The 23,317-nt window shown below is 62.4% G+C and carries 21 protein-coding genes and 7 tRNA genes; 23 read left to right on the forward strand and 5 right to left on the reverse strand.

Going from position 1 to position 23,317, the window contains the following annotated elements:
• The first annotated feature begins 64 nt into the window (after positions 1-64).
• From fabF to OO306_RS07180, 6 genes are read left to right on the forward strand one after another with little or no spacing between them, the layout of a single operon-like run.
• On the forward strand, positions 65-1,309 hold the full coding sequence (gene fabF / locus OO306_RS07155) for a beta-ketoacyl-ACP synthase II (protein WP_027596081.1): 1,245 nt from the start codon (positions 65-67) through the stop codon (positions 1,307-1,309).
• The gene (gene pabC / locus OO306_RS07160; protein ID WP_265968198.1) at positions 1,309-2,124 is read left to right on the forward strand and encodes an aminodeoxychorismate lyase; all 816 of its coding nucleotides are present in this window, start codon (positions 1,309-1,311) and stop codon (positions 2,122-2,124) included. The genes fabF and pabC overlap by 1 nt, the downstream gene beginning before the upstream one ends.
• A 4-nt stretch (positions 2,125-2,128) precedes the next feature.
• The gene (gene mltG / locus OO306_RS07165) at positions 2,129-3,331 is read left to right on the forward strand and encodes an endolytic transglycosylase MltG (protein ID WP_265968199.1); all 1,203 of its coding nucleotides are present in this window, start codon (positions 2,129-2,131) and stop codon (positions 3,329-3,331) included.
• Between the two features lie 9 nt (positions 3,332-3,340).
• Entirely contained in the window at positions 3,341-3,973 is a 633-nt protein-coding gene (gene tmk / locus OO306_RS07170) for a dTMP kinase (protein ID WP_099430108.1), read from the forward strand.
• Positions 3,966-4,952 (forward strand): DNA polymerase III subunit delta', encoded by a 987-nt coding sequence (locus OO306_RS07175; RefSeq protein ID WP_099453311.1) that lies wholly within the window; start codon positions 3,966-3,968, stop codon positions 4,950-4,952. Before tmk ends, OO306_RS07175 begins: the two co-directional genes overlap by 8 nt.
• 31 nt (positions 4,953-4,983) lie before the next feature.
• The gene (locus OO306_RS07180; RefSeq protein ID WP_027596086.1) at positions 4,984-5,769 is read left to right on the forward strand and encodes a TatD family hydrolase; all 786 of its coding nucleotides are present in this window, start codon (positions 4,984-4,986) and stop codon (positions 5,767-5,769) included.
• Positions 5,770-5,992: 223 nt separating this feature from the next.
• On the opposite strand, the gene OO306_RS07185 is transcribed toward OO306_RS07180, so the two are convergent.
• Positions 5,993-7,126: an aminotransferase class V-fold PLP-dependent enzyme gene (locus OO306_RS07185; RefSeq protein ID WP_265968200.1), complete on the reverse strand. Its 1,134-nt coding sequence runs from the start codon at positions 7,124-7,126 to the stop codon at positions 5,993-5,995.
• A 72-nt stretch (positions 7,127-7,198) separates the two neighbouring features.
• Here OO306_RS07185 and OO306_RS07190 point away from each other — a divergent pair, with 72 nt between their 5' ends.
• The 4 genes from OO306_RS07190 (at position 7,199) to OO306_RS07205 (ending at position 10,142) form a co-directional block, all read left to right on the forward strand.
• Positions 7,199-7,834, forward strand: coding sequence for a TetR/AcrR family transcriptional regulator (locus OO306_RS07190; protein ID WP_027596088.1), 636 nt, complete (start codon positions 7,199-7,201; stop codon positions 7,832-7,834).
• 96 nt (positions 7,835-7,930) lie between these two features.
• Positions 7,931-8,899: a GTP 3',8-cyclase MoaA gene (locus OO306_RS07195; protein ID WP_265968201.1), complete on the forward strand. Its 969-nt coding sequence runs from the start codon at positions 7,931-7,933 to the stop codon at positions 8,897-8,899.
• 66 nt (positions 8,900-8,965) lie between these two features.
• Positions 8,966-9,571: a DUF4823 domain-containing protein gene (locus OO306_RS07200; protein WP_027596090.1), complete on the forward strand. Its 606-nt coding sequence runs from the start codon at positions 8,966-8,968 to the stop codon at positions 9,569-9,571.
• Positions 9,572-9,581: 10 nt separating this feature from the next.
• Positions 9,582-10,142: a DUF1285 domain-containing protein gene (locus OO306_RS07205; RefSeq protein ID WP_265968202.1), complete on the forward strand. Its 561-nt coding sequence runs from the start codon at positions 9,582-9,584 to the stop codon at positions 10,140-10,142.
• Between the two features lie 306 nt (positions 10,143-10,448).
• On the opposite strand, the gene OO306_RS07210 is transcribed toward OO306_RS07205, so the two are convergent.
• Positions 10,449-10,524: transfer RNA gene (locus OO306_RS07210), tRNA-Asn, on the reverse strand.
• Positions 10,525-10,597: 73 nt separating this feature from the next.
• Positions 10,598-11,794 (reverse strand): amino acid aminotransferase, encoded by a 1,197-nt coding sequence (locus OO306_RS07215; RefSeq protein ID WP_027596092.1) that lies wholly within the window; start codon positions 11,792-11,794, stop codon positions 10,598-10,600.
• Positions 11,795-12,081: 287 nt separating this feature from the next.
• Between OO306_RS07215 and uvrB the strand changes: the two genes are divergently transcribed.
• Positions 12,082-14,097: an excinuclease ABC subunit UvrB gene (gene uvrB / locus OO306_RS07220; protein WP_027596093.1), complete on the forward strand. Its 2,016-nt coding sequence runs from the start codon at positions 12,082-12,084 to the stop codon at positions 14,095-14,097.
• A 191-nt stretch (positions 14,098-14,288) separates the two neighbouring features.
• On the opposite strand, the gene OO306_RS07225 is transcribed toward uvrB, so the two are convergent.
• Entirely contained in the window at positions 14,289-15,779 is a 1,491-nt protein-coding gene (locus OO306_RS07225) for an MDR family MFS transporter (RefSeq protein WP_177323905.1), read from the reverse strand.
• Positions 15,780-15,828: 49 nt separating this feature from the next.
• Positions 15,829-16,884 (reverse strand): HlyD family secretion protein, encoded by a 1,056-nt coding sequence (locus OO306_RS07230; protein WP_265968203.1) that lies wholly within the window; start codon positions 16,882-16,884, stop codon positions 15,829-15,831.
• A 143-nt stretch (positions 16,885-17,027) separates the two neighbouring features.
• Between OO306_RS07230 and gltX the strand changes: the two genes are divergently transcribed.
• The 12 genes from gltX to OO306_RS07290 all read left to right on the forward strand — a co-directional run bounded on the left by gltX (position 17,028) and on the right by OO306_RS07290 (position 23,295).
• A complete protein-coding gene (gene gltX, locus OO306_RS07235) occupies positions 17,028-18,509 on the forward strand; it encodes a glutamate--tRNA ligase (RefSeq protein ID WP_027596096.1) in 1,482 nt (493 codons plus the stop codon).
• A gap of 280 nt (positions 18,510-18,789) precedes the next feature.
• Positions 18,790-18,865: transfer RNA gene (locus OO306_RS07240), tRNA-Ala, on the forward strand.
• A gap of 72 nt (positions 18,866-18,937) precedes the next feature.
• Positions 18,938-19,013: transfer RNA gene (locus tag OO306_RS07245), tRNA-Glu, on the forward strand.
• Positions 19,014-19,066: 53 nt separating this feature from the next.
• Positions 19,067-19,142, forward strand: a tRNA-Ala gene (locus tag OO306_RS07250).
• A gap of 41 nt (positions 19,143-19,183) precedes the next feature.
• A tRNA-Glu gene (locus OO306_RS07255) sits at positions 19,184-19,259 on the forward strand.
• 65 nt (positions 19,260-19,324) lie between these two features.
• A tRNA-Ala gene (locus OO306_RS07260) sits at positions 19,325-19,400 on the forward strand.
• Positions 19,401-19,442: 42 nt separating this feature from the next.
• Positions 19,443-19,518 (forward strand) — tRNA-Glu (locus OO306_RS07265).
• Between the two features lie 165 nt (positions 19,519-19,683).
• On the forward strand, positions 19,684-20,223 hold the full coding sequence (locus tag OO306_RS07270; RefSeq protein WP_265968204.1) for a TetR/AcrR family transcriptional regulator: 540 nt from the start codon (positions 19,684-19,686) through the stop codon (positions 20,221-20,223).
• Positions 20,224-20,248: 25 nt separating this feature from the next.
• The gene (locus OO306_RS07275) at positions 20,249-21,082 is read left to right on the forward strand and encodes an alpha/beta hydrolase (RefSeq protein ID WP_099430100.1); all 834 of its coding nucleotides are present in this window, start codon (positions 20,249-20,251) and stop codon (positions 21,080-21,082) included.
• 49 nt (positions 21,083-21,131) lie between these two features.
• Positions 21,132-21,566, forward strand: coding sequence for a thioesterase family protein (locus tag OO306_RS07280; protein ID WP_027596737.1), 435 nt, complete (start codon positions 21,132-21,134; stop codon positions 21,564-21,566).
• A 51-nt stretch (positions 21,567-21,617) separates the two neighbouring features.
• A complete protein-coding gene (locus OO306_RS07285; RefSeq protein ID WP_265968205.1) occupies positions 21,618-22,589 on the forward strand; it encodes a tRNA-dihydrouridine synthase in 972 nt (323 codons plus the stop codon).
• Between the two features lie 262 nt (positions 22,590-22,851).
• Positions 22,852-23,295: an Hsp20 family protein gene (locus OO306_RS07290; protein WP_027596735.1), complete on the forward strand. Its 444-nt coding sequence runs from the start codon at positions 22,852-22,854 to the stop codon at positions 23,293-23,295.
• Positions 23,296-23,317 lie beyond the last annotated feature (22 nt).

Raw genomic sequence — 23,317 nt, forward strand, 5'->3', positions numbered from 1 at the left:
GTCATTCCATTCCATCGCATGAATGCAATGCCAAGAGACTCTGTTATTAGAAAAGGAGAGTACTGTGTCGCGTAGACGCGTCGTGGTCACCGGTATGGGTATGCTGTCGCCACTGGGTACCGATGTACCGAGCACCTGGCAGGGCATTCTGGCTGGCCGCAGTGGCATCGGTCCGATCGAGCATACGGATCTGTCTGCCTACTCCACCCGTTTCGGCGGCTCGGTGAAAGGCTTTGAGGTCGAACAGTACCTGTCGGCCAAAGAGGCCCGCAAACTTGACCTGTTCATCCAGTACGGCCTGGCGGCCGGGTTCCAGGCCGTGCGTAATGCGGGCCTGGAGGTCAACGACAGCAACCGTGAACGCATTGGCGTGGCCATGGGTTCGGGCATTGGTGGCCTGACCAACATCGAAGAAACCAGCCGGACCCTGCACGAGCAGGGCCCGCGGCGTATTTCGCCGTTCTTCGTGCCGGGTTCGATCATCAACATGATCTCCGGTTTCCTGTCGATCCACCTGGGGTTGCAGGGCCCGAACTACGCCATTGCCACTGCCTGCACCACGGGCACCCACTGCATCGGCATGGCCGCGCGCAACATTGCCTATGGCGAAGCCGACGTGATGATCGCCGGTGGTGCCGAAATGGCCGCCTGCGGCCTGGGCATGGGCGGCTTCGGCGCATCGCGTGCGCTGTCGACCCGCAACGATGAGCCAAGCCGTGCCAGCCGTCCTTGGGACAAAGGCCGTGATGGTTTCGTGCTGTCTGACGGTGCCGGTGCCCTGGTGCTCGAAGAACTCGAGCACGCCAAGGCCCGAGGCGCGACCATTTATGCTGAGCTGGTCGGTTTCGGCATGAGCGGCGACGCTTACCACATGACCTCGCCACCCGATACCGGCGAAGGCGCTGCCCGTTGCATGGCCAATGCCCTGCGCGATGCGGGTATCCAGCCTGAAGAGGTCAGCTACATCAACGCCCACGGCACTTCGACCCCGGCCGGCGATATCGCCGAAGTGGCGGCGATCAAGCGTGTGTTCGGTGAGCATGCCTACAAGCTCGCGGTCAGCTCGACCAAGTCGATGACTGGCCACCTGCTGGGTGCTGCTGGCGCGGTGGAGGCGATCTTCAGCGTGCTGGCGATCAACAGCCAGATGGCGCCGCCGACCATCAACCTGGACGAGCCGGACGAAGGGTGTGACCTGGACTTCGTGCCGCACCAGGCGCGCAGCATGCCGATCGATGTGGTGCTGTCCAACTCGTTCGGCTTTGGTGGCACCAACGGCTCGCTGGTGTTCCGCCGGTTCGCCGGTTGATGCACAGCTGGGTCGACGGCCAGCCGGCGGATGCAGTCAACCTGCAAAACCGCGGCCTGGCATACGGCGATGGTCTGTTCGAGACCGTCGCCGTGCACGGTGGCCGGCCCAGTTTGCTGGCGGGCCACCTCGCACGCTTGGCGCTGGGTTGCCAGCGCCTGGCAATCGACGTCGACCTGGCGTTGGTTGAAGACGAGCTCCTGCGTTACGCCAGCCAGCTCGGTGATGGCGTCGCCAAACTCATCCTGACCCGTGGCGACAGCCAGCGCGGCTATGCCCCGGTTGCCGGCGCCGCACCACGGCGCATCCTTCAGGGCAGCCCACTGCCCAGCTATCCTGTCGAGCATGCCGAGCGTGGCGTGCGTTTGTTCCCGTGCCAGACCCGGCTTGGGGAACAACCGCTGCTGGCCGGGCTCAAACACCTCAATCGCCTGGAGCAGGTGCTGGCGCGTGCCGAATGGCAGGACAGCGAGCATGCCGAAGGCCTCATGCGAGATGGGCAGGGCAGGGTGGTCGAAGGGGTGTACAGCAATCTTTTCCTGGTGCGTGACGGCGTGCTACTGACCGCAGACCTCAGCCGATGCGGCGTGGCTGGGGTGATGCGTGCCGCGTTGTTGCAGCAGGCCCAGGCGCTGGCCATTCCCGTCCAGGTTCGTGACCTGGCATTCGATGAACTGCAGCAGGCGGATGAAGTATTCGTTTGCAACAGTGTCTATGGGATCTGGCCCGTACGGGGAATTGCCGCGCTGAACTGGTCGCCAGGCCCACTCACCCGTAAACTGCAGGCCGTTGCCCGTACGTTACTGGATACCTGAATTCGTGAGACGCAAATTCCTGCTGCTGCTGGAAATGGGGTTGATCCTGGCTGGCCTGGCATTCGGCTGGTCGGCCTGGAAGGTCAACTCGGTCCTGGAGCAGCCCTTGCACGTGACGCAGGAGCGCCTGCTCGATGTGCCCAATGGCACCAACCCCAACCGCATGTTCTACCGCATGCAGAACGAGGGGTTGCTCGATGACGCCTTCTGGCTGCGGCTTTACTGGCGCTTCAACATGGCCGGTACGCCCCTGCACACCGGTGAGTACCGCCTGACCCCGGGCATGACGGTCGAGCAGTTGTTCGATGCGTGGCGCCGCGGCGATGTCGTGCAGTACAACCTGACCCTGGTCGAAGGCTGGACCTTCCGCCAGGTACGCTCGGCGATCGCCAAGCACGAAAAGCTCAAGCACACGCTGGACGGCCTGACCGACGCCGAGGTCATGGACAAGCTTGGCCACACCGGGGTGTTCCCTGAAGGCCGCTTCTTCCCGGACACCTATCGCTTCGTGCGTGGCATGAGCGACATCGAATTGTTGCAGCAAGCCTACATGCGCCTGGACGAAGTGCTGGCCAAAGAGTGGTCGGAACGCACCACCGACCTGCCTTATCGCGACCCCTACCAGGCGCTGATCATGGCCTCGCTGGTGGAGAAGGAAACCGGCATCCCGCAAGAGCGTGGGCAGATTGCCGGCGTGTTCGTGCGGCGCTTGCGCCTGGGCATGATGCTGCAGACCGACCCGACAGTGATCTATGGCATGGGCGAGCGCTACAACGGCAGAATCACCCGTGCCGACCTGCGTGAGCCAACGCCCTATAACACCTACACCATTACCGGCCTGCCGCCGACGCCTATCGCCATGGTCGGCCGTGAGGCGATTCACGCTGCGCTCAATCCGTCCGATGGCACCAGCTTGTATTTCGTCGCTCGCGGCGATGGCAGCCACGTGTTCTCCGACGACCTGGACGATCACAACTCGGCGGTGCGCGAGTTCCAGCTCAAGCGGCGGGCGGATTACCGCTCCAGCCCGGCTCCGCAGGCCCAGCCGGGAGCGGGGGAGGCCGTGGAGCCCGAGACGCCCAAAGCGGACCAGCCGACTGCGCAGCCTGAGCCCGTTGAGGCGCCCGCGCAGGATGCCGCCCCGGCCAGCGACCCTGCCCCCGTCGATGCACCGGCCACTGCGCCGACGCCTGACGAACAACATTAAGGACTGCCTGTGAGCGGCTTGTTTATTACTCTGGAAGGCCCCGAAGGCGCGGGCAAAAGCACCAACCGTGAATACCTGGCGGCGCGCCTGCGCGAGCAAGGTCTGGATGTGTTGCTGACCCGCGAGCCGGGCGGTACGCCGCTGGCCGAGAAGGTGCGTGAACTGTTGCTGGCACCCAGCGATGAAACCATGGCGGCCGATACCGAGCTGTTGCTGGTGTTCGCCGCGCGCGCCCAGCACCTGGCGCAGGTGATCCGTCCTGCGCTGGCCCGCGGCGCCGTGGTGTTATGTGACCGGTTTACCGATGCCACCTACGCCTATCAGGGTGGTGGTCGCGGGTTATCCGTCGAGCGTATCGCCACCTTGGAGCAATTCGTCCAGGGCGACCTGCGCCCTGACCTGACACTCGTATTCGACCTGCCGGTCGAAGTCGGCCTCGCCCGCGCTGCAGCGCGTGGCCGCCTGGACCGTTTCGAGCAGGAAGGCCAGGCGTTCTTCGAGGCCGTGCGCCAGGCCTACCTGCAGCGTGCCCATCGTGAGCCGCAGCGCTACAGCCTGCTGGACGCCGCGCAACCGCTGGAGGCCGTGCAGCGCGCCATCGATGCGCTGCTACCGGGTATTCTGGAGCGTTGCCGTGGCTGAAGCCTACCCCTGGCAGCAGGCCATCTGGCAGCAACTGGCCGGTCGCAGCCAGCACGCCCACGCCTACCTGCTGCATGGGCCGCAGGGCATTGGCAAGCGGGCCCTGGCCGAGCGGCTGATGGCGCGCCTGCTGTGTCAGCAGCCGCAGGGCCTGGATGCCTGTGGTAGCTGCAAGTCCTGCCTGCTGCTCAAGGCCGGTAGCCACCCGGACAACTACGTACTGGAGCCCGAAGAGGCCGACAAGCCGATCAAGGTCGACCAGGTGCGTGAGTTGGTGGCTTTCGTGGTGCAGACTGCGCAGTTGGGTGGGCGCAAAGTCGTGTTGATCGAGCCGGTCGAGGCGATGAACATCAACGCGTCCAACGCCCTGCTCAAAAGCCTTGAAGAGCCCTCTGGCGACACCGTTCTGCTGTTGGTCACGCACCAGCCCAGCCGCCTGTTGCCAACCATCAAGAGCCGCTGCCAGCAGGTCGCCTGCCCGCAGCCCAGCCTGGCCCAGAGCCAAGCCTGGCTGGCCCATGCGCTGGCCGACAGCGATGAAGCCGAGCGCGATGAGTTGCTGACCCTGGCCGCTGGTTCGCCATTGATGGCGGTGAGCTTGCAGGCGCAGGGCGTGCGCGAGCAACGTGCACTGGTCACCGACGGGGTGAAGAAACTGCTCAAGCAGCAGCAATCGCCCAGTCAGTTGGCAGAGGCTTGGAATGGCGTACCGTTGTTGCTGTTGTTCGACTGGTTCTGCGACTGGTCGCACCTGATCCTGCGCTATCAGTTGACCCAGGACGAAGAAGGGTTAGGCTTGGCCGATATGCGCAAGGTTGTGCAGTACCTGGCGCAAAAAAGCCGCCAGGCCAACGTGCTTCAGGTGCAGGCGTGGATCCTGGAGCAGCGCCAGAAGGTGCTGGGCAAGGCTAACTTGAACCGCGCCCTGTTGCTCGAAGCGCTGCTGGCGCACTGGCAGCAGTTGCCAGGCGCCCGCTGACTTTCCCTTTTTTCATGTGTGCCGTTATCCCATGCTCGTAGATTCCCATTGCCACCTTGACCGTCTTGACCTGAGCGCCCACCAGGGCTCCCTCGATGCCGCCCTGCAAGCCGCGCGTGAGCGCGGGGTGGGGCACTTCCTGTGCATTGGCGTCAGCGCCGAGAACGCTGGTGCGGTCAAAGCGCTGAGTGAGCAGTACGCCGATGTCGATTGTTCGGTGGGGGTGCACCCGCTCGACCTGGCACCGGGCGAAACCCCGGCGTTGGAGTGGCTGTTGCGTGAGTTGGCGCATCCGCATGTGGTAGCGATCGGTGAAACCGGCCTGGACTACCACTACGAGCCGGAAGCCGCCGAGTTGCAGCAGGCATCGTTTCGCCTGCACCTGGAGGCCTCGCGCCAGACCGGCAAGCCGGTGATCGTGCATACCCGTGCTGCACGGGCCGACACCCTGGCGCTGCTGCGCGAGGCGAACCTGCCCCAGGCCGGTGTGCTGCACTGCTTCACCGAAGACTGGGACATGGCCAAGGCGGCGCTGGACCTGGGCTACTACATCTCGTTGTCGGGCATCGTCACCTTCCGCAATGCCGATGCCTTGCGTGAGGTGGCGCGCCAAGTGCCTGTCGACCGCTTGCTGGTGGAGACCGATTCGCCATACCTGGCACCGATACCGCACCGGGGCAAGCCTAACCTGCCGCAGTATGTGCGTGAGGTGGCCGAATATGTCGCCTCGTTGCGAGGGGCCAGTTATGAGCAGTTGGCGGAGCAGACCACCGCCAACTTCAAGCGGTTGTTCCCGCTGGCTCGCGTGGCCGGGTAGCGCGACAGGCAAAAAAAAACCCGGGTTCTGGGGGAGGGAATCCGGGTTAAGACCATTAGGAGTAAAACAAAGGTACGCGGTCCCTGAGCACCTTTATCGGCGCGCCACTTGGGGGGGATGCGCCGCGCCAACACTTCAAGTATTGGTCAGGTTTGGCGCAGTGCCAGTGGCTGTTGGTCGTTTTTTAAACAGATTTGGAATACGCCCGCGTTCCGTTGCACTCTCAGTGCATGGCCAGGCGCCGCACCTGCTGAACAGTTTCGTCGATCAGCTGCTCACTGGTATAGAAATGCGGTGAAAATCGCACACCGCCGCCGCGCAAAGCGCAAATTGTGCGCTCGGCCATCAAGGCCTTGTAGATGTCCACGCTGGCCTGCCCTTTGATACTGAATGTGACGATGCCCGCTCGTCGGTCTGGGTCAGCCGGGGTGTGCAGTTCAACACCGGGCACTGATGCCAAGCCTTCGTACAACTGGGCCACGCGCTGCTGCAATTGCTGCGCGACCGTGCCGATACCGACCTCCTCCAGGAGCGACAGGCTTGCCTCCAGCGCATGGGCGCCGAGCATGTTCGGGCTGCCACACTCGAAACGCCGCGCGCTGTGTGCGGGCTGCCATTGGCGTCGGTCGAAGTCGCCCAGGTGTTCCAGCATGTGCCAGCCATAGGCATTGAGTTCAAGTTGCGGGCGTAGCGCGGCGCGGCAATAGAACATCCCCAGCCCCTCAGGGCCGAGCATCCATTTATGGCCATCGGCCACGGCAAAATCACACTGAAAGCGTTGTACGTCGAAGGGCAGGGCGCCGACCTGCTGAATGGCATCGATGCAGAACAGTACATTACGCGCCTGGCAACCTTCACCCAGGCGCGCCAGGTCCAGGCGCAGGCCGCTGCCGAACTGCACCGCGCTGACCGCCAATAACCGGGTGCGCGGGCCGCAGGCCGTCAGCAAGGTAGCTTCGGGGTCTGGGCCGGCCAGGTTGGCCTCAATCACCTGCACGCCACGGTCGGCCAACGCCTCCCACACCACGCGGTTGGAAGGGAACTCCTCGTCGCTGATCACCACCTGGTCGCCCGCTGCCCAGTCCAGCCCAAAGGCGACCAGCGACAGCCCTTCGGAGGTGTTCTTCACCAGGGCGATATCGCCAGGCGAGGGCGCATGAATAAGCCGCGCCAGCCGCGCGCGCAGGCGTCGCTCGGTGGCCAGCCAGGATGGGTACTCGCTGGCACCTAGGCAAACGTTGTCGCGGGCGAAGCGGGCCACTGCCTCGGCAGCCCGCCGTGGCCAGGGGGCGATGGCGGCGTGGTTCAGGTAGCGCAGCCCGGGGGCATGGTCGAACTCATCGTGAAACATAGACATGGTTGGATGATCCGTGCAATTTCCCGCAAGTTAGGCATAATAAACCGCTTCGATTGTCATCCAGTCCTTCCTATGCAGAAAGAACCTCGTAAGGTCCGTGAGTTTCGCCGTCGCGAACAGGAAATCCTCGATACCGCGCTCAAGCTGTTTCTCGAACAGGGTGAAGACAGTGTCACCGTCGAGATGATCGCTGACGCGGTAGGTATCGGCAAAGGCACGATCTACAAGCACTTCAAGTCCAAGGCGGAGATCTACCTGCGCCTGATGCTCGACTACGAGCGTGATTTGAACGAGCTGTTGCATTCGGCCGACGTCGACCGTGACAAGGAAGCCCTGTCGCGCGCCTACTTCGAGTTCCGCATGCGCGACCCGCAGCGCTATCGCCTGTTCGACCGCCTGGAAGAAAAGGTGGTCAAGGGTAATCAGGTGCCGGAGATGGTCGAGCAGTTGCATAGCATCCGCGCCTCCAACTTCGATCGCCTCACCCAGTTGATCAAGGGCCGTATCAGCGAAGGCAAGCTCGAAGACGTACCGCCGTACTTCCACTACTGCGCGGCCTGGGCCTTGGTACATGGCGCCGTGGCGCTGTACCACTCGCCGTTCTGGAGCAATGTGCTTGAAGATCAGGAAGGTTTCTTCCAGTTCCTCATGGACATCGGCGTACGCATGGGCAACAAGCGCAAACGCGACCCGGAACCCACCCACTGACCGGTCCGGTGGCTCCAGCATGAACAAGGTGCTTGCAAAAACCTGATTTATGAGTCAGGTTTTGCCGGCCCCGCTTCATCCATGCTGGAGTCATCCATGATCGTCGATCGTCAAGGCAGGCGTTTTCGCAACCTGCGTGTCAGCCTGACGGCTGCCTGTAACTACGCGTGCACTTACTGCGTGCCCAATGGCAAACGCCTAGTGGCGGCGCAGGACGAGCTGTCGGCGCAAGCCCTGGCGCGGGGCGTTGCTTACCTCATCGAGGCCGCAGGTATCGAGCGTTTACGCATTACTGGTGGCGAGCCGCTGGTCAGCCCCCGGCTGGATGGCTTTCTGGCTGCCATTGCCAAACTCCCCCTCGACGATATCTCGCTGACCACCAATGGCCAGTTGCTCGCGCGCAAGCTGCCAGCGCTTCATGCCGCCGGCATCCGCCGCTTGAATGTTTCCCTCGATACCCTCGACCCGCTGGCGTTTCGCCGCATCGCCCGCGGTGGCGACCTGGCCAGTGTGCTGGCAGGCATGCAGCGCGCCAGCGAGCAGGGCATGCGCATCAAAGTGAACATGGTGCCGATGCGTGGACAAAACCTCGACCAGGTGTTGCCGCTGCTGGATTACTGCCTCGAGCGGGGTTTTGAGCTGCGCTTCATCGAGCTCATGCGCATGGGCCACCTGGCCAGTGATCGCAACGCATTTTTGCAGCAGTTCGTGGGCCTCGACCAGCTGCTCGGGCTGATTGGTGCCAATCATGCCTTCGAGCAGGTCGATGTGCCGGTGGATACTACGGCCCTGCGTTACCAGATCCCGGGTAAAGGCCATTTTGGCGTAATTGCCAACGAGAGCGTGCCGTTTTGCCGCGGTTGCTCACGGCTACGTTTGTCATCGACGGGTTGGCTGCATGGCTGCCTGTCGTCGAGCAACCGCCACTTTGTCGGCGATCTGCTGGAAAAGCCGCGTCATCAAGCGCTTCCTGCCTTGCAGCGGCTGCTGGTCAAAGCCCTGGCAGACAAGCAGGATGTGGCGTTTTCCGGGGGTGTTACGGTGATGAAGGTGATTGGCGGCTGAGTCTGGCGCAAAAGCTGCATCCGCCGGCTATTCGCCGGTTTTTCGTCGCCGGCCACTGGAGGAAAGATGCGTAGCCTGGTCTTGCTGCTGGCGCTGATGGCGTTGGGCGGCTGCATGAATGTCAGCGATATGGGCGAAGGCGTCCGTTACCACATGAGCGACGCCGGTCTGCTCGATCACAGCGATACCCGCAGGACCCTGTCGATCCGCCTGCAGCCCGACTCGTTCATCTTCATTGGTCAGGGTGCCTTCGTGCCGCCCGGTAAAGGGCCAGTACCGCACCAGAATGTGGTTGCCGACCAGGCCTTCAAGAGCTTCGTCGAGTATTTCCCCCTGGTACGCCGCGCCCAAGGCCCACTCGGCTTGGAGGACGCTATCGCCCAGGCGCGCTCGGTGGGCGCGGACTACGTGCTGTACACCCGTTTCGCACGTACCGATGACCGCATCGGCAACGGCGACGAATGGTATGACGAGCAGGCTGTCGACCGCCTCGGCTGGGACACTGGGGTGGTGCAGATGATGCTGATCGAAACCAATACCCGCTACTTGATCGACACCGCACGCATCAAAAGCCGTGGCGGTTTGTTGACGTTCCATGATAATACGCCGGAAGATTTGCTTGCCGCGCCGATGCGCGAGTACGCTCGGAGCCTTCTGGGCATGAGCGAATGAGGCAAGCGTGATGAGCGATTCCGGCAAGGCCAATGACCTTCTGGCGCAAATCCCCAAGGCGAAGGGTTTGCCGCCCGTGCACCTGTGGAACCCGGACTTCTGCGGCGACATCGACATGCGCATCGCCCGTGACGGTACCTGGTATTACCTGGGCACGCCGATCGGGCGCAAGCCGATGGTGCGGTTGTTTTCCACGATCATCCGCCGCGACGGCGATGACTACTTCCTGATAACCCCGGTGGAGAAGGTCGGCATCCGTGTCGACGATGCGCCCTTTGTCGCGGTTACTCTGGAGGTGCAGGGCGAGGGCGAGCAGCAAGTGTTGCGCTTCACCAGCAATGTCGACGACCAGGTCGAGGCGGGGCCGGATAACCCATTGCGGGTCGAGCTCGATCCTGTCACGCAAGAGCCATCTCCCTACGTGCTGATGCGCAGCAACCTTGAGGCGCTTATTCATCGCAATGTGTTCTACCAACTGGTCGAGCTGGCGGTGCCGCGCATTATCGACGGTGAAGAGTGGCTTGGGGTATGGAGCCGAGGCGAGTTCTATCCGATCGGGCGTACCGGCTGAGACCTGTGTGGCTGGCATACGCATGCCTTGAGTATGGCGGTGTCAATAAGACCGAGCGCCGCCCGCGCGGCGCTTCGCAGCACAAGGCTGCTCCTACATCCGTTTCGGGCCAGTCTCGCCTGTGGCATTTGCGCGCGACCGCATGCGCCAAGTCTCCAGGAATAACTGGCCCGGAGCCGATGTAGGAGCAGCCTTGTGCTGCGAAGCGCCGCGCTGGCGGCGCTCGGTCTGCCAGGCGCCGCAACATTCCAGCCATACAACGAAAAAGCCCCCGGTTGCTTGCGCACCCGGGGGCTTTTCAGTGTTTGGCTCCGCGACCTGGACTCGAACCAGGGACCCAATGATTAACAGTCATTTGCTCTACCGACTGAGCTATCGCGGAATCTGCGCATATCTTACTGATCACCAAAGGGAAGTCAAGCTTCCCCCTGGTAAATCACAACCGAATCAAGCAGTTACAGCACTTCGACGATAGCCTTGGTGACCACGTGGATGTTGCTTTGATTCAGTGCGGCAACCGCGATGCGGCCAGTGTCCAGCGCGTAGATGCCGAACTCGTTCTTCAGGCGTGCTACTTGCTCCACGGTCAGGCCGGAGTAGGAGAACATGCCCACTTGGCGGCCGACGAAGCTGAAGTCGCGCTGGGCACCGTAGGTGGCCAGCAGCTCGACCATCTGCTTGCGCATGCCGTGGATGCGCTGGCGCATTTCGCCCAGCTCCGCTTCCCACATCTGACGCAGCTCATCGTTGTTGAGCACGGTGGCGACGATGGTCGCGCCATGGGTCGGCGGGTTGGAGTAGGTGGTGCGGATCACGCGCTTGACCTGGGACAGTACGCGGGTGCTTTCGTCCTTGGAACCGGTCACGATCGACAGGGCACCGACGCGCTCGCCATACAGCGAGAACGACTTGGAGAACGAGCTGGAAACAAAGAAGTCCAGGCCCGACTCGGCGAACAGGCGCACGGCGAAGGCGTCTTCAGCGATGCCGTCACCAAAGCCCTGGTAGGCCATGTCGAGGAATGGCACATGGCCTTTGGCCTTGACCACTTCCAGGACGTTTTTCCAGTCGTCCAGGGTGAGGTCGACGCCGGTCGGGTTGTGGCAGCAGGCGTGCAGGACGACGATCGAGCCGGACGGCAGGCTGTTCAGGTCTTCGAGCATGCCGGCGCGGTTGACGTCGTTGCTCGGTGCGTCGTAATAGCGGTAGTTCTGTACCGGGAAGCCTGCGGTCTCGAACAGGGCGCGGTGGTTTTCCCAGCTTGGGTCGCTGATGGCAACCACGGCATTGGGCGACAGGCGCTTGAGGAAGTCGGCGCCAATCTTCAGCGCACCGGTGCCGCCAACGGCTTGCACGGTGACGACACGGCCAGCGGCCAGCAGCGGCGACTCGGCGCCGAACAGCAGTTTTTGCACGGCCTGGTCGTAAGTGGCGATACCGTCGATCGGCAAGTAGCCGCGCGAGGCATGCTGGGCAGCACGCTGGGTCTCGGCTTCGATCACGGCGCGCAGCAGCGGAATGCGGCCTTCCTCATTGCAGTAGACGCCCACGCCCAGGTTGACCTTGTCGGTACGTGGATCGGCGTTGAATGCTTCGTTGAGGCCCAGAATAGGGTCGCGGGGTGCCAGCTCGACAGCGGAAAACAGGCTCATTGTTACCTTGGCTCTGATTGGAGAGTGATAGGACGTACACGCTCCAGCCGAATGCACTGAAGCGGTGCACAAACGGGGAGTCAGTATAGTGATACCGACCGGTCACTGCGACACTCTGGCGCAGCTTTTCCAGCCATTTACGCAAATATTTTTTGACCATTGGTCTTATTGCCGTGTCCACAGCAATAAGCGTTCACACCTGGGGCTTGAAACCGGCCCCGAGCGAGCGCATTTGGGTATAGACTACTGGCTAAATTTACAGTTGCTGCGACACCGCGAGGTCCCTCATGTCCGAGTTCCAGCTCGTCACCCGTTTCCAGCCGGCCGGCGATCAGCCCGAAGCCATTCGCCAGATGGTCGAAGGCATCGAGGCGGGGCTTTCGCACCAGACGCTGCTCGGCGTGACCGGCTCGGGCAAAACCTTCAGCATCGCCAACGTCATCCAGCAGGTGCAGCGCCCGACCCTGGTGCTGGCGCCGAACAAGACCCTGGCGGCGCAGCTGTATGGCGAGTTCAAGGCGTTCTTCCCGAACAACGCGGTCGAGTATTTCGTTTCCTACTACGACTACTACCAGCCCGAAGCCTATGTGCCGTCGTCCGATACCTTCATCGAGAAAGATGCGTCGATCAACGACCACATCGAGCAGATGCGCCTGTCGGCGACCAAGGCCTTGCTGGAGCGGCGAGACGCGATCATCGTCACCACCGTGTCGTGCATCTATGGCCTGGGCAGCCCCGAGACCTACCTGAAGATGGTCCTGCACGTGGACCGCGGCGACAAACTCGACCAGCGCGCCTTGCTGCGCCGCCTGGCTGACTTGCAGTACACCCGCAACGAGATGGATTTCGCCCGCGCCACCTTCCGCGTGCGCGGCGACGTGATCGACGTGTTCCCGGCCGAATCCGACCTTGAAGCCATCCGCATCGAGCTGTTCGATGACGAAGTAGAGAACATCGCTGCCTTCGACCCGCTCACGGGCGAGGTCTTCCGCAAGCTGCCGCGCTTCACGTTCTACCCCAAGAGCCACTACGTGACCCCGCGCGAGACGCTGCTCGACGCCGTCGAAGGCATCAAGGAAGAGCTCAAGGACCGGCTCGAATACCTGCATAAGGGCAACAAGCTGGTGGAGGCGCAGCGGCTGGAGCAGCGCACCCGCTTCGACCTGGAGATGATCCTGGAGCTGGGTTACTGCAACGGTATCGAAAACTACTCGCGCTATCTGTCCGGGCGCCCCTCCGGCGCGCCGCCACCCACCCTTTACGACTACCTGCCCGCGGATGCGCTGCTGGTGATCGACGAGTCGCACGTCAGCGTCCCCCAGGTTGGCGCCATGTACAAGGGCGACCGCTCGCGCAAGGAAACCTTGGTGGAATACGGCTTCCGCCTGCCTTCGGCGCTGGATAACCGGCCCATGCGCTTCGATGAATGGGAGTCGGTCAGCCCGCAGACCATTTTCGTTTCCGCAACCCCCGGTCCCTACGAGGCCGAACATGCCGGCCGCGTGGTCGAGCAGGTGGTGCGGCCTACCGGCCTGGTCGACCCGCAAGTGGAGATACGCCCGGCGTTGACCCAGGTCGACGACCTGCTGTCGGAGATCCGCAAGCGTGTCGATGCGGGTGAGCGGGTGCTGGCGACCACGCTGACCAAGCGCATGGCCGAGGACCTCAGTGATTACCTGGCCGACCACGACGTGCGGGTGCGTTACCTGCACTCGGACATCGACACGGTCGAACGGGTGGAAATCATCCGCGACCTGCGCTTGGGCACCTTCGATGTGCTGGTGGGCATCAACCTGCTGCGTGAGGGGTTGGACATGCCGGAGGTGTCGCTGGTGGCGATTCTCGATGCCGACAAGGAAGGCTTCCTGCGTTCCGAGCGGTCACTGATCCAGACCATTGGCCGGGCCGCGCGTAACCTCAATGGTCGCGCCATCCTGTACGCCGACCAGATGACCGGCTCCATGCAGCGGGCCATCGACGAGACCGAGCGGCGCCGGGAGAAGCAGATTGCCTTCAACCTGGCCAACGGTATCGTGCCCAAGGGCGTGGTCAAGGACATCACCGACATCATGGAAGGCGCTACCGTACCTGGCTCGCGCAGCAAGAAGCGCAAGGGTATGGCCAAGGCCGCGGAGGAGAGCGCCCGCTACGAGGCCGAGCTGCGCACGCCGGGCGAGATCACCAAGCGTATCAAGCAGCTGGAAGAGAAGATGATGCAGTTCGCCCGGGACCTGGAGTTCGAGGCGGCAGCGCAAATGCGCGACGAGATTACCCAGTTGCGGGAGCGGCTGATCACCAGCTGATCCTTTGCTCCCGGTTAGGCCTCTTCGCGGGGCAAGCCCGCTCCCACAGGTACCTCACTGCCCTTGTGAAAAGTGAGGTATCTGTGGGAGCGGGCTTGTCTCAGGATGAACGCAGCTCTCAAAGTCAGTGGGCATTTGTGGGAGCGGGCTTGCCCCGCGAAGAGGCCGGCACAGGCAACAAACAAATCAGCTCAATGAGCCTCCCCAGCTTTCAACCCCTCCGGCAGCTTGCGCGTCAACAGCACCGCCACCATGCTCACCGCCAAGCCGATGCCGACAAAGTGGAAGGCATCGTTGTACGCCATGATCTGCGCCTGCTGATGGGTGATCTCACTCAGCTTGCCAAGCGCCGCTGTCTCACTGCCCAGTCGCTCCGCCAGTTGCGCCAAGCGCTCTGCCACCTGTGGGTTGCTGGGCACCACCGATTCGCGCAGGTAGTCGAAGTACACCTTGGTCCGCGCATCCAGCAAGGTGGCCAGCAAGGCAATGCCAATCGCCCCACCCAGGTTGCGCAGAATGTTGAACAGGCTCGATGCCGACCCGGCATCTTGTTGCTGGATATAGGCCGTGGCAATCAACGAAATGGTCACCATGATCATCGGTTGCCCCAGTGCCCGAATGATCTGGATGTGGTTGAACTGCGGCCCCGCAAAGTCCGGGTTAAGCACCCCCGAGCCAAAGCTGGCGGCCCCGAACAGGCAGAAGCCTAATGCGCACAGTATTTTCGGCGAGACCACTTTCATCAGCTGGGGCACCAGCGGAATCAGAAACAGCTGCGGTACCCCCATCCACATGATCACCTCGCCGATCTGCAGGGCGTTGTAGCCCTGGATCTGCGCCAGGTACAGCGGCAACAAATAGATTGAGCCATACAGCCCGACCCCCATGCCCAGGCTGGCAATACTCGACAGCCCAAAGTTGCGGTTGCCGAGGATGCGCAGGTTGATCAAAGGGTGCGGCTTGGAAAACTGCAGGATGACAAAGGTAATCAGGCTGATCAGGGCGACGGTGCCCAGGCTGACGATCAGGTTCGATTCCAGCCAATCCTTGCGATGGCCTTCCTCGAGAAAGACCTGCAGGCAGCCCAGCCCCAGGCCGAGCGTGACGATGCCGGCATAGTCGGTGCTCTTCAGCAGCTCCCAATGCGCCTCTTTTTTCTCCAGCCCGTACAGCAGCCCAGCGATCATCACCAAGCCTGGCGGGATGTTGATGTAGAAAATGTACTCCCAGCCCCAGTTCTCAGTCAGCCACCCACCCAGGGTCGGGCCGATCGAGGGCGCGAAGGTGGCCGTCATGGCGAACATGGCCATGCCCTTGGCGCGGTGGTGCTCGGGTAGCTTGATCAGGGTCAGGGTGAAGGCCAGGGGGATCAGCGCGCCACCGGTAAAGCCCTGCAGGGCACGGAACATGATCATGCTCTCCAGGTTCCAGGCCATGGAGCAGAGCAGGGATGACAGCAAAAAGCCGGCCGAAACCCACACCGCCAGGCGTCGGGCAGACAGCAACTGCACCAGCCAGGCGGTCAGTGGGATCATGATGATTTCCGCCACCAGGTAGGAGGTGGAGATCCACGAGCCTTCTTCCAGGGTCGCGGAAAGCGCGCCCTGGATGTCCTTCAGCGACGAGTTGGTGATCTGGATGTCGAGCACGGCCATGAAGGCGCCGAGCATCACGCTCATCACCGCAATCCAGTCGCGCCGGGTGGGCTCGGCAGTGGGTCGGAGCAACTGATCACCGGCCATTGCGGCCTTCATCCTCGGTGCGGATATCGACAGTGGCGGTGACCGACATGCCGGGGCGGATGCGGCCATGCAGCGGGTTGTCGGCGCTGAAGGTCAGCTTCACCGGGATGCGCTGCACCACCTTGGTGAAGTTACCGGTGGCGTTGTCCGGTGGCAGCAGGCTGAACTGGGCGCCGGAAGCTGCGAACAGGCTGTTGACCCGGGCTTCGATGGGGGTGTCTGGGTAGCTGTCGAACAGCAATTCGGCGCGCTGCCCTGGTTGCATGTGGCCAATCTGGGTTTCCTTGAAGTTGGCCTGCACCCAGATGTCTTCGTCGGGCACGACTGACAGCAGATAGGCGCCAGCCTGTACCACCTGACCGTTGCGTGCGTTGCGTTGGCCGATGGTGCCGCTGATCGGGGCGCGGATCTCGCAGCGGGTCAGGTTCAATTCGGCCTGGGCAAGGTCGGCACGGGCATTGGCGATCTGCGCATCAAGGCGTTTGAGCTCAGCAGTCAGGGCATTGACCTGCTGGCGCTGGCTTTGCAGGTCAGCGCGGGCCTTGTCGACTTGGGAGCTGGCGACATGGCTTTCTGCCGAAAGGGTAGTCACCCGCTCCTCGGACACGAAGCCAGGCTTACGCAGGGCTTCTGCGCGGTTGAGGTCCAGGCGTGAGCGGTTGAGCGTGGCCTGGTTGGCGGCGACCTGGGCCTGGCCCGCAGCGATCAAGCTGCCTTGTTGCGTCAGGCGGCTTTCAGCTTGCACGTGTTCCGCTTCACGGGTTGCCAGGGCGGCTCGGGCGCGCTCGACGGCGAGTTGAAAATCGGCGGCTTCCAGGCGTACCAGCAGTTCGCCTTTCACCACGTGCTGGTTGTCCTGCACCCGTACATCTTCGATACGGGCGCCAAGTTGGCTGGAAATACGGGTGATTTCGCCCTGGACGTAAGCGTTGTCGGTGCTTTCGTAAAAGCGCCCTTTGAAGTACCAGTGGGCCAGAAAGGCGAGGGCGATGGCCGCAACCACGACAAAGAAGATCAGCAGGCGGCGTTTGAGTTGAGCAGGCATGAGGACTATGGTTCCAGAAATGTAAACAAATTTAACAGTGACGGACGGCAATTCGACAAGTGTCGTTCGCGCCATTGCTGGAGCCGGGTGCCTGCTCCCTGCTAACATCCCGCCTTTGTTTCATCTTTCGTTCGAGACCTTCCATGACCACCGTACGCACGCGTATCGCGCCATCGCCCACGGGCGACCCCCATGTCGGCACCGCCTACATCGCCCTGTTCAACTACTGCTTTGCCAAGCAGCACGGCGGTGAGTTCATCCTGCGCATCGAAGATACCGACCAGCTGCGCTCCACCCGCGAGTCGGAACAGCAAATCTTCGACGCCTTGCGCTGGCTTGGCATCGAGTGGAACGAAGGCCCGGACGTCGGTGGCCCGCACGGCCCTTACCGGCAGAGCGAGCGTGGCGAGATCTACGCCAAATACGCCAAGCAACTCGTCGATGCCGGCCATGCGTTCTACTGCTTCTGCACCGCTGAAGAGCTGGAGCAGATGCGCGCCGAGCAAATGGCCCGTGGCGAGACCCCGCGTTACGACGGCCGTGCCCTGTTGCTGAGCGCTGAAGAAGTGCAGCGCCGCCTGGACGCCGGCGAGCCCCACGTGATCCGCATGAAGGTGCCGAGCGAAGGCATCTGCGTGGTGCCGGACATGCTGCGCGGCGACGTCGAAATCCCATGGGACCGCATGGACATGCAGGTGCTGATGAAGAACGACGGCCTGCCGACCTACTTCCTGGCCAACGTGGTCGACGACCACCTGATGGGCATCACTCACGTCCTGCGGGGTGAAGAGTGGCTGCCGTCGGCGCCCAAGCTGATCAAGCTTTACGAGTATTTCGGCTGGGAGCAGCCCAAGCTGTGCTACATGCCGCTGCTGCGTAACCCGGACAAGTCCAAGCTGTCCAAGCGCAAGAACCCGACCTCGGTCACCTTCTACGAGCGCATGGGCTTCATGCCCGAGGCGATGCTCAACTACCTCGGCCGCATGGGCTGGTCGATGCCGGACGAGCGCGAGAAGTTCTCCCTGGCCGAAATGGTCGAGCACTTCGACCTGTCGCGCATCTCCCTGGGCGGGCCGATTTTCGACATCGAAAAACTGTCCTGGCTCAATGGCCAGTGGCTGCGCGAGCTGCCGGTCGAACAGTTCGCCGCGCGCTTGCAGAAATGGGCGTTCAACAGCGACTACATGATGAAGATCGCCCCGCATGTTCAAGGCCGGGTCGAGACCTTCAGCCAGGTTGCGCCGCTGGGTGGCTTCTTCTTCGAGGGCGCGCTGAAGCTCGATGCCAAGCTGTTCGAGAGCAAGAAGCTGTCGGCTGATCAGGTGCGCCAGGTCATCCAGTTGATCCTGTGGAAGCTCGAAAGCCTGCGCCAGTGGGAAAAAGACCGCATCACCGGTTGCATCCAGGCCGTGGTCGAATCGCTGGAGCTGAAACTGCGTGACGCCATGCCGCTGATGTTCGCCGCCATTACTGGCCAGGCCAGCTCGGTGTCGGTGCTCGATGCCATGGAAATCCTCGGCCCGGACCTGACCCGCTACCGCTTGCGCCAGGCTCTGGACTTGCTGGGTGGTGTGTCGAAAAAAGAAAACAAAGAGTGGGAAAAGCTGCTGGCGAACATCGCCTGACACAGCAGCCCGTAGTGATGTAGGCGCAGCCTTGTGCTGCGAAGACGTCGGTACAGACGCCAGCAATGTAGCTAGTGTGTACCGGCCTCTTCGCAGCACAAGGCTGCTCCTGCAAGGGGCAGGGCGGTAAGTGATTGTTATCTGTGAAAAAACTTTTGAATATTTTCAAAAATTCGTTTGACAGCCGTGCAATCCGATCTTAATATGCGCCCCGTCCACAGCGATGAGCGAAACGAAACGCCAGGCACCCAGCCAGCGATTCTGCTCAGAGCGACATAGTGGGGCTATAGCTCAGCTGGGAGAGCGCCTGCATGGCATGCAGGAGGTCAGCGGTTCGATCCCGCTTAGCTCCACCAAATTCCGCTTAGCAGCCACGGCTGATAAGCAAGACCTGGTCCAGCAACCGGGTCTTGAAGGTAAGAAGGTTCGTCCCCTTCGTCTAGTGGCCTAGGACACCGCCCTTTCACGGCGGTAACAGGGGTTCGAGTCCCCTAGGGGACGCCAGTTTTACACAAGCGATGTTTCACGATGTCGCTGGGCCGCGAGGCTAAAAATCTGGGGCTATAGCTCAGCTGGGAGAGCGCCTGCATGGCATGCAGGAGGTCAGCGGTTCGATCCCGCTTAGCTCCACCAATTTGCCGCGGTACGTGAAAACGGACCGGCACGAAGGTTACGTCCCCTTCGTCTAGTGGCCTAGGACACCGCCCTTTCACGGCGGTAACAGGGGTTCGAGTCCCCTAGGGGACGCCACTTTTACCCGCGTTTTGCGGGGCTTAAAGAGGCTCATTCGTCTATTGGATGAGCCTTTTGTTTTCGGGGCTATAGCTCAGCTGGGAGAGCGCCTGCATGGCATGCAGGAGGTCAGCGGTTCGATCCCGCTTAGCTCCACCAATTTTGCCGCGGTTTGTGAAAACGAACCGGCACGAAGGTTACGTCCCCTTCGTCTAGTGGCCTAGGACACCGCCCTTTCACGGCGGTAACAGGGGTTCGAGTCCCCTAGGGGACGCCATGTTTACCCGCGTTTTGCGGGACTTTAAAGGCTCATTCGCTTATTGAATGGGCCTTTTGTTTTTCTCCCTTTCCCATTTTTTCGGGCACCGACAGGTGATCGCTAATTTCGCTTGCCAAAAAATATGATGCTTATAATATTACAAGCATCATATTCGAGGTGGCCATGAACGACAAAAAGAGCAAAACCCGCGAGCGGATTCTCGAAGCTGCGCGCAGCGCCTTGATCCAGCACGGGCCGGCTGAACCAAGCGTCAGCCAGGTCATGGGGGCTGCAGGCCTGACGGTAGGGGGGTTCTATGCCCATTTCGAGAGCAAGGACGAACTCATGCTGGAGGCTTTTCGCCAGTTATTGGGCGAACGGCGGGACTTGCTGGCGCACGTCGACCCCAGCCTGGATGGCGAGGCGCGCCGGGCGTTGGTGACGGCGTTCTACCTTTCGCGCAAGCACCGCGACGCGCAAGTGCATGCCTGCCCGCTGCCCAACGCCCTGGGCGAAATGCAGCGCCTGCCAGAGGTGTTCCGCGAGGTGCTGGCCGAGCACATCGAGCTGATGACCGCGAAAATGGTCGATCGCCCCGAAGACATCGACAAAGCACTGGCCGACCTGGCGCTGATGGTCGGTGGCCTGGCCCTGGCGCGCGCCTTGGGCACGAGCGAACTTTCTGACCGTGTATTGCGTGCCGCCAAGTCGGCGGTGATCTGAATAACCACACTGCTGGAGCAAGGCGATGACTACCCTGAGCTGGATTCGTGGCGTCAATGGCACCCTGGGCCACCTGGCCCCTGAGCATGTGGCCGGCAAGATGCGCCGCGCATTCATGACCCCACGTACATTGCCCCCAAAAGCGTGGGAGTTGCCGCTGCTGGCCAAGGCCGAGCGTATCACCCTGCGCTTCGGGCTGTCGGCGTTGCGTTGGGGCAAGGGGCCGACCGTATTGCTGATGCACGGTTGGGAAGGGCGCCCCACCCAGTTTGCCGCGTTGATCGAGGCCCTGGTCCAGGCCGGGCATACAGTGGTGTCGTTGGAGGGGCCGGCACATGGTCGCTCTCCAGGCCATCAAGCTCACGTGGTGTTGTTCGCCCGCGCACTGCTGGAAGCGGCTGCCGAGCTGCCGCCGTTGCGCGCGGTGATAGGCCACTCCATGGGTGGGGCCAGTGTGTTGCTGGCGTTGCAGATGGGGCTGCGCGCGGAGGCGGCAGTGAGCATCGCTGCACCCGCCCGGTTGCTCGGCGTGTTGCGCGGCTTCGCGCATCGCCTGGGGTTGCCGGCGCGCGCACGGGCCGCATTCATACGCCAGGTGGAGCGGGATGTGGGGATGCAGATCACGCGCCTGGATGTCAGTGGTTACCAGCTGGAACTGCCAGGCTTGGTGGTACATGCGGCTGACGATGGCCTGGTGGCTGCCGATGAGGCCCATATCATCCACAAGGCCTGGTTCGACAGCCGCTTGCTGCTACTGGAGGAGGGCGGGCACCAGCGAGTGCTGGCCGACCCGCGCCTGGGCGAGGCGGTGCTCGAATTGCTTGCACGGGCCAGCGCGCCGGCCCGGCAAAGGGCCTGAGCATCCGTTACACTGGCTTTCAGTTGTGTTTTTGTTATTAGGAGCGTGCATGAGCTGGGACTTGGCAACACCCTTCATCATCGACCTGCGTGTCGGCAGCGAGGACATCGACGGCCTCGGCCACGCCAACAATGCCACCTATGTCACGTGGCTCGAACGCTGCGCCTGGCGCCACTCTCAGCGCCTTGGCCTGGACCTCGCCGAGTACCGCCGCCTGGACAGGGCCATGGCGGTGGTGCGCCACGAAATCGACTACCTGGCGGCCGGCTACGAAGACGACGAACTGCAACTGGCGACCTGGATCATCGACTGGGATCAACGCCTGCGCATGACCCGCCGCTTCCAGCTCAAGCGCCCGCGTGATGGCGTGACCCTGTTGCGGGCGCAGACCACCTTCGCCTGTATCGAATTGTCCAGCGGCAAGCCCAAGCGCATGCCTGCAGCGTTCATCGAGGGGTACGGCCAAGCGCTGATCGGTGCCTGAAGGGCTGTGGTTTTTTGTTAGACTGCCGCCTTTTCCCGCCGAGACCCACACATGCAAATTGCCCTGGCCCCCATGGAGGGGCTGGTCGACAACATCCTGCGCGACGTCCTGACCCGAGTGGGTGGCATCGATTGGTGCGTCACCGAGTTCATCCGCGTGTGCGACCGCCTGCTGCCGCCATCCTCGTTCGACAAGCTGGCGCCTGAATTGCGCCAAGGCGCGCGGACCGAGGCCGGGGTGCCGATGCGTGTGCAACTGCTGGGCTCCGACCCGGTCTGCCTGGCCGAGAACGCAGCGCTGGCCTGTGAGCTGGGCGCACCGGTAATCGACCTGAACTTCGGTTGCCCAGCCAAGACCGTGAACAAGTCGCGCGGCGGCGCGGTGCTGCTCAAAGAGCCAGAACTGCTGCACGCCATCGTCCGCGAAGTGCGCCGTGCGGTGCCGGCGCATATCCCGGTGACGGCGAAGATGCGCCTGGGCTTCGACAGCCCCGATGGCGCGCTGGACTGCGCCACGGCCCTGGCCGAAGGCGGTTCGGCGCATCTGGTGGTGCACGCCCGCACCAAGGTCGAGGGCTACAAGCCGCCCGCTCACTGGGAGTGGGTGGCGCGGGTGCAGGATGTGGTCAAGGTGCCGGTGTTCGCCAATGGCGAAATCTGGACCGTGGACGACTGGCGCCGCTGCCGTGAGGTCAGTGGTGCCGAACACATCATGTTGGGGCGTGGGCTGGTGTCGCGGCCCGACCTGGGCGTACAGATTGCCGCTGCTCGCGAGGGCCGCGACTACCAGCCGATGAGCTGGGACGACCTGCTGCCGCTGCTGCGCGAGTTCTGGCGCCAGGCCCAGGCCAAGCTGTCGCCGCGCTATGCGCCGGGGCGGATGAAGCAATGGCTGGCAATGCTGACCCGCAGCTACCCGGAGGCGGTCGTGCTGTTTGCCGAATTGCGTCGCGAAGATGATTGCGCGCGGATCAGCCGGTTGTTGGGGGTTGAGCTGCAGGCATTCGAGGCGTGTGTTGCCTGATCACGAGGAATCGCCCGATTCACGGTAGGAGCAGCCTTGTGCTGCGAAGAGGCCCGTGACCCCAGTGATTTCTCGCTGTGGGCACTGGCCCCTTCGCAGCACAAGGCTGCTCCTACACCGGTTGTGTTGGAACGCAAACCCGCTCAAAAAAATTTTCGTGGTCCCTCTTGAAAGCCATTTCACCGACCTTATCTTTTGAGTACGCGATGCCGAACTCGGGTCGCGCAGTGACTTACTTGCTGAATCTCAGGAGTTTATGACCATGACCACCGCTTTCTCTCTCGCTCCACTGTTCCGCCATTCCGTTGGTTTCGACCGTTTCAACGACCTGTTCGAATCCGCGGCACGTAACGAGGCCGGTAGCAGCTACCCGCCCTACAACGTGGAAAAACATGGCGAAGACCACTACCGCATCGTGGTTGCCGCAGCCGGTTTCCAGGAGCAGGACCTCGACCTGCAAGTCGAAAAAGGTGTCCTGACCGTCTCCGGTGGCAAGCGCGACAACAGCGCCGCTGAAGTGACCTACCTGCATCAGGGCATCGCCCAGCGCGCCTTCAAGCTGTCGTTCCGTCTGGCCGACCACATCGAGGTCAAGGCTGCGGGCCTGGCCAATGGTTTGCTCAGCATCGATCTGCTGCGCATCGTGCCTGAAGAAGCCAAGGCCAAACGCATCCCGATCAATGGCGACAAGCCAGCGCTGAACTGAGTGTAAGGCTGTGACAAAAAGG

It is taken from the genome of Pseudomonas sp. DCB_AW (assembly GCF_026240895.1).
GTDB classification, from domain to species: Bacteria; Pseudomonadota; Gammaproteobacteria; order Pseudomonadales; family Pseudomonadaceae; genus Aquipseudomonas; species Aquipseudomonas kermanshahensis.

Excerpts from the sequence above, each read along its gene's own strand:
- OO306_RS07190 (WP_027596088.1), top strand. The coding sequence starts at position 7,199 with ATGCAGAAAGAACCTCGTAAGGTCCGTGAGTTTCGCCGTCGCGAACAG.
- OO306_RS07230 (WP_265968203.1), bottom strand. The coding sequence starts at position 16,884 with ATGCCTGCTCAACTCAAACGCCGCCTGCTGATCTTCTTTGTCGTGGTT.
- OO306_RS07280 (WP_027596737.1), top strand. The coding sequence starts at position 21,132 with ATGAGCTGGGACTTGGCAACACCCTTCATCATCGACCTGCGTGTCGGC.
- OO306_RS07285 (WP_265968205.1), top strand. The coding sequence starts at position 21,618 with ATGCAAATTGCCCTGGCCCCCATGGAGGGGCTGGTCGACAACATCCTG.
- OO306_RS07275 (WP_099430100.1), top strand. The coding sequence starts at position 20,249 with ATGACTACCCTGAGCTGGATTCGTGGCGTCAATGGCACCCTGGGCCAC.
- OO306_RS07270 (WP_265968204.1), top strand. The coding sequence starts at position 19,684 with ATGAACGACAAAAAGAGCAAAACCCGCGAGCGGATTCTCGAAGCTGCG.
- pabC (WP_265968198.1), top strand. The coding sequence starts at position 1,309 with ATGCACAGCTGGGTCGACGGCCAGCCGGCGGATGCAGTCAACCTGCAA.
- OO306_RS07200 (WP_027596090.1), top strand. The coding sequence starts at position 8,966 with ATGCGTAGCCTGGTCTTGCTGCTGGCGCTGATGGCGTTGGGCGGCTGC.
- uvrB (WP_027596093.1), top strand. The coding sequence starts at position 12,082 with ATGTCCGAGTTCCAGCTCGTCACCCGTTTCCAGCCGGCCGGCGATCAG.
- gltX (WP_027596096.1), top strand. The coding sequence starts at position 17,028 with ATGACCACCGTACGCACGCGTATCGCGCCATCGCCCACGGGCGACCCC.
- OO306_RS07205 (WP_265968202.1), top strand. The coding sequence starts at position 9,582 with ATGAGCGATTCCGGCAAGGCCAATGACCTTCTGGCGCAAATCCCCAAG.
- OO306_RS07290 (WP_027596735.1), top strand. The coding sequence starts at position 22,852 with ATGACCACCGCTTTCTCTCTCGCTCCACTGTTCCGCCATTCCGTTGGT.
- OO306_RS07180 (WP_027596086.1), top strand. The coding sequence starts at position 4,984 with ATGCTCGTAGATTCCCATTGCCACCTTGACCGTCTTGACCTGAGCGCC.
- OO306_RS07215 (WP_027596092.1), bottom strand. The coding sequence starts at position 11,794 with ATGAGCCTGTTTTCCGCTGTCGAGCTGGCACCCCGCGACCCTATTCTG.
- OO306_RS07195 (WP_265968201.1), top strand. The coding sequence starts at position 7,931 with ATGATCGTCGATCGTCAAGGCAGGCGTTTTCGCAACCTGCGTGTCAGC.
- OO306_RS07185 (WP_265968200.1), bottom strand. The coding sequence starts at position 7,126 with ATGTCTATGTTTCACGATGAGTTCGACCATGCCCCCGGGCTGCGCTAC.